The 4,349-nt window shown below is 44.3% G+C and carries 5 protein-coding genes and 1 pseudogene; 2 read left to right on the plus strand and 4 right to left on the minus strand.

Translation table 11 applies throughout. The annotated features are described in order from the left end of the window. Nucleotides 1-466: 466 nt before the first annotated feature. The 4 genes and pseudogenes from MO867_RS24195 to MO867_RS24200 form a co-directional block, all read right to left on the minus strand. A pseudogene (locus tag MO867_RS24195) lies at nucleotides 467-745 on the minus strand (IS3 family transposase); the annotation flags it as partial. A 320-nt stretch (nucleotides 746-1,065) separates the two neighbouring features. Next, the gene (locus tag MO867_RS20755) at nucleotides 1,066-1,317 is read right to left on the minus strand and encodes a helix-turn-helix domain-containing protein (protein ID WP_252472655.1); all 252 of its coding nucleotides are present in this window, start codon (nucleotides 1,315-1,317) and stop codon (nucleotides 1,066-1,068) included. Between the two features lie 53 nt (nucleotides 1,318-1,370). Continuing rightward, nucleotides 1,371-1,679: a hypothetical protein gene (locus tag MO867_RS20760; RefSeq protein ID WP_252472657.1), complete on the minus strand. Its 309-nt coding sequence runs from the start codon at nucleotides 1,677-1,679 to the stop codon at nucleotides 1,371-1,373. Further along, complete coding sequence (locus tag MO867_RS24200; protein WP_256474240.1) at nucleotides 1,673-1,885, minus strand: transposase; 213 nt, start codon at nucleotides 1,883-1,885, stop codon at nucleotides 1,673-1,675. The genes MO867_RS20760 and MO867_RS24200 overlap by 7 nt, the downstream gene beginning before the upstream one ends. A 196-nt stretch (nucleotides 1,886-2,081) precedes the next feature. Here MO867_RS24200 and MO867_RS20770 point away from each other — a divergent pair, with 196 nt between their 5' ends. Both MO867_RS20770 and MO867_RS20775 read left to right on the plus strand, forming a co-directional pair. After that, nucleotides 2,082-2,558: a LabA-like NYN domain-containing protein gene (locus tag MO867_RS20770; protein WP_252472659.1), complete on the plus strand. Its 477-nt coding sequence runs from the start codon at nucleotides 2,082-2,084 to the stop codon at nucleotides 2,556-2,558. A 285-nt stretch (nucleotides 2,559-2,843) separates the two neighbouring features. Beyond that, nucleotides 2,844-3,227 carry a hypothetical protein gene (locus MO867_RS20775; protein WP_252472661.1) on the plus strand — a complete coding sequence of 128 codons (384 nt, stop codon included), beginning with the start codon at nucleotides 2,844-2,846 and terminating at the stop codon, nucleotides 3,225-3,227. Nucleotides 3,228-4,349 lie beyond the last annotated feature (1,122 nt).

The following is a 4,349-nucleotide window of genomic DNA, read 5'->3' on the forward strand; positions in this document are numbered from 1 at the left end:
GCAGTACAGTGACTATGGGGCTATAGCTGCATGAAACTGTCCGAAGTGTTGATATATTTATCATATCAAAAAGTTTAAGCACCAGCTAGACTATCTCCTTTAATTAAAGATATAAACAATCCTGCTCTGCTATTTAAGTTGCACTATCTTATTGTGCAACTTAAAAACACTTGCAGTAATCATAAACCATATACTTCATTAATTACACCTTACAACCAAGGTCTCTGAGCAAATAGAAAACTAAATACTATATTGTATTTAAAAAATTAATTTTTGACACTGAAACTCAATCAATTCTTTTAAGAATTACGGTGATAATTTCAGTTATTTTGACCCGCTCAATCTTGAGCCAGCAGTAAATCGGGTAATAGTCATCGAGCCTAGATCCCAATAACAACCCACACTTTTTGCGATCGAGATCGGTGTTTGTCAACGAACTTGTCGCGATCACTGGTTATGCCGTCATTCACTTTATCTCACTGGCGAGCTGATTTTTCGGCGGAGGATTTAGCCATACTTCACTTATTTGATCCCAATTCCTGGTATGAACTGTCCATCGCTGTAGATTGCGTCGTTTAGCCTCTTTATACACAGCATGGAGATGCTTTAATAGCGGGCTTTCCGCACCACTATGACGCTGACTCGGTATCACATAGCGAACAGCACTATGGCGGTGATGGTTGTTGTACCACTGCACAAATCTATGTACCCATTTCCTGGCTGACTCAATGCTTTCAAACGGTTTGCTCGGGTAGCACGGACCCTACTTCATGGTGCGGAACAGACTTTCTGAATACGGATTGTCGCTGCTTACCGAGGGGCGACTGAATGACGCGAGCTTCTGCAGTGTAGCCAGCATGGTGGCACCTTTCAGGGCCCGCCGTTATCCGAGCGCACCAGCCCGCGCTTTACAATGCCCTCCGCAAGTTGGGCTTAGAAGGCACCACGCAGGCTGGACGCCAAGAAAGTATTGTCCCAGCTCCAAACCTGACTGGGGCCGTCAGCCCGGTATCCTTTGGGTTTGGCGGCTATACGTGGCGCTTCTGCTTTTCCGCGTCGGTGTAGCTAGCCCGCTTCACGGAGTATCCGATAAAAGCTCGACTTAGATGCGATGTAAATCCCTTGGTCTGCCAGGATCGGGGCTATCTGTGATGGAGGCAGGCTTCGATATTCCGACTGATTGCAGATATTTAATACCTTTTGCCGCTCCTCGGCACTGAGCTTGTTGTCTCGAGTTCGAAGCTGGGCTGCGCTCTTACGTTGGTCCACCAAGCTTCCTTTCTGCAGGGCTTTATCCCAGCGTTGTAGTGTTCGCACAGTGATATCCAGTACAGCGCAGGCCTTATACCGGGTAGCTCCTTTCGATCAAATCAATAGCCATCTGACGATCTTCCAGGGCGACTATTCGTCCTCACTTCCCCCCCAGATGGCTTGGCCTTTTTTTGCAGCAGGAGTAATGCTGCGGCCTCAGCCAATGCCTTTTCCTTACGCTTGAGGTCTTTCTCCAGCGCGCGGCTCTTCTTACGTTCCCGGCGTTCCTCTACAGACAACCGATCAGGGCTACTGGCTCCGGCGACCGCTGCCTCGCGCCAGCGCTGTACCTGTTCAGCGCAGAGCCCCTTGCGGCGGCAATACTCTGCCAGCTCCTCTTCATTCAGAGCCGCAGTCTTAATCACCATGATTCTCTTATTATCTCCGCTCCAATTCTCGGGGTTCTTGGATCGGCTGGAACGGCTACACCCAGCTTGCTAAATTGATTACACCAATTGTACAGAGTTGGCTCGGAAACGCCGGTCTCCCGACTGACCTGGGCTACCGACATGGTGTTTGTCGGCATCATCATTTGAACCACTCTTTCTTTAAAGTCATCGTTATATCGTGACATTCTCCACTCGATTACCGCCCCCAAATACACAATTGATTAAAAAGTGGGCGCGACAACTATGCTGACATAGGGGGTGCCTTGATTAACAATCATCACTTGAATATGAAAAGCTAGCGACATAAAGTGTCCACACAAGTACTAGCAGATCATTTCACTGCCTTGAGCGTAGGGCTTCTCAACATTACTGGACCCTCAAATGGAAAAAGTTGCCATATTAGTTGATGTGCAAAATGTGTATTACACATGCCGGCAAATCTTTAAGCGAAACTTTGATTACAATAAGTTTTGGTTGAAGGCGACAGATGGAAGAGACGTAGTCAAGGCAGTGGCCTACGCAATCGACCGTGGTGATAGAAAACAGCATGAATTTCAAAACATATTGAGGTCTATTGGTTTTGAAGTTAAGTTAAAGCCTTTTACTCAAAGGTCCGACGGCTCTGCCAAAGGTGATTGGGATGTAGGGATTACGATTGACGCAATGGAATATTCAAGCTTAGTAGATACTATCATCTTAGTTTCAGGGGATGGTGATTTTGACATTCTTGCTCATAAACTCAGATTAGACAGAGGCAAAAAGTTTGAAGTCTATGCTGTAACAGAGTTAACCGCAGCCTCTTTGATTAATGCAACAAGTAAGTTTACCCCCATTGAAAATAACCTATTGCTTAAATAACCATGGTCAGGAACATCTAACTCTCTTGCACTAATCTGTGTCTTTTATGGTCGTCTTACCAAGGCTGGGTAAATGCAAAATAAGAATTGGCTGCATAATCAATATAATGTGCGCAACTATTTACTACATTACTTAAAAAAATTATGCTCAGTACAATACTCTAGCCATTTTTGTGGCTTCAGGCTACCCTCCTAAAACTCAATCCTAGAAGACAGCCATCAAGTATTTCAAGCTGGCTCGATACAGACTACCGATTACAACGCTCGAGCCAAGGATCTAACAGAAATGAAGAGCTTTCTTATTGGTGCAAGTTTAATTCTCTTCTCATTAGCCGCTCAAGCAAGCGAAAATGGAGCTGTTTGCCTGGACCTAGACCTTGATATACCAGAGTCTGAGGCCAAGCCAGTAGTAAAAGTGGCACCGATATTATCAAAAGGTAATAGCAAGCACTTACCCACATGTATCGTAGTTTCATTTGTACTGGTAGCAAAGCCGGGATCACAAGGGAAAGCACTCATACCCGGCAACCTAAAAATTGAAGGCTCCACAGACAAAGCCTGGAAAGAACCCGTTAAAGCAGCCGTATCGAAGTGGCTCTATCTATCAAGAGGTATCGAGTATCGTGGACGCCAATATATTATCTATAGGATTCCAGCACTAACTTCATAGCCAAGTACCGGAAAGAACAACTTATGTTATCCCAAAATTTAGTCGCAAACTGATTTTTTTCTTTGCACCTATCCCAGCAACAGTTTTTACCAGCGGGGTTAATTGCACCAGCGATGGTGATTCAGATATCTACAAGGCCCTGTTGAATGACATGGGTTGGCAACGACTATGCGGCTTAAGTCCTAGATATACTGCCGGATTTCGCGTAGTTGTAGACCCCTCATTTGGATAAGCCAGGATAGTGACTATCTATCAGCGTCATGTCGAAACTCTAGACGTTAATGGAAAGCACTCTCTGCAATTGGACAAATATATAGATATAGTATACCAATTTAAGCACCTCGACCTTTTCAGACTTAAAAATCATGAAACTTTACTTGATTTGCACTGAGCTTTTTCATCAAAACCATTTGATAAAATTGAGCCCCATGAAGGCAGTAAATGTCCCCTCGGGCTTGGCGGAATTACAGTTTACATTGAGGCTGCTTACGGGGGTAAAAAAAGAACCGTGTAGCGCAGAGAAGGCTTAAACAGAGCGCCCTATATGGAGGCTGGCTATCGCATCACCGCAAATATGATTCTTGACCTACTTGACATCAAAGAATCAGGGGGCTGATTAAAGAAATAATGATTATGTGATTTTTTGAGGAAACACGAATGTACACAGCCCAGTTTTTAAAGCTACGCCTTAAGGAATGGATAGGATTTTCCTCCACTGCTTTCCTCCTATTGTTGATACGATTCCATGTAATTAACCCCCTAATAACACTGAGAGTGCTGTAGAGCAAAGCGACAGTACCATAACCAAACTCCATACTGACAGACAGCTATAGACAGCAAACTATTCTTGCAATATTGAACTGACCAATGGAGAAATAATTGTGATGGGCAGTGATCGAAATTGATAAAAGGGCGATATGGCTTGCATTCCAAGCATCCCCAATAAGAATGGATTATCAATAGACTTTATTGGTTTCAAGGAGGCGCCTCACGCAAACCTATAACAGTAACATACACAGAAATAGAGTAATCACATATCGTTATACTGGTGCCAAGACCGCTATATTCGAGGGTGTAAATAATTCTGTGTAACTGCCCTGCCAGTTGGTTATTGGTAATCGA

It is taken from the genome of Microbulbifer okhotskensis (assembly GCF_023895975.1).
In the GTDB taxonomy this organism is placed as follows: Bacteria; Pseudomonadota; Gammaproteobacteria; order Pseudomonadales; family Cellvibrionaceae; genus Microbulbifer; species Microbulbifer okhotskensis.

Excerpts from the sequence above, each read along its gene's own strand:
- MO867_RS20775 (WP_252472661.1), top strand. The coding sequence starts at position 2,844 with ATGAAGAGCTTTCTTATTGGTGCAAGTTTAATTCTCTTCTCATTAGCC.
- MO867_RS20760 (WP_252472657.1), bottom strand. The coding sequence starts at position 1,679 with ATGGTGATTAAGACTGCGGCTCTGAATGAAGAGGAGCTGGCAGAGTAT.
- MO867_RS20770 (WP_252472659.1), top strand. The coding sequence starts at position 2,082 with ATGGAAAAAGTTGCCATATTAGTTGATGTGCAAAATGTGTATTACACA.
- MO867_RS24200 (WP_256474240.1), bottom strand. The coding sequence starts at position 1,885 with ATGTCACGATATAACGATGACTTTAAAGAAAGAGTGGTTCAAATGATG.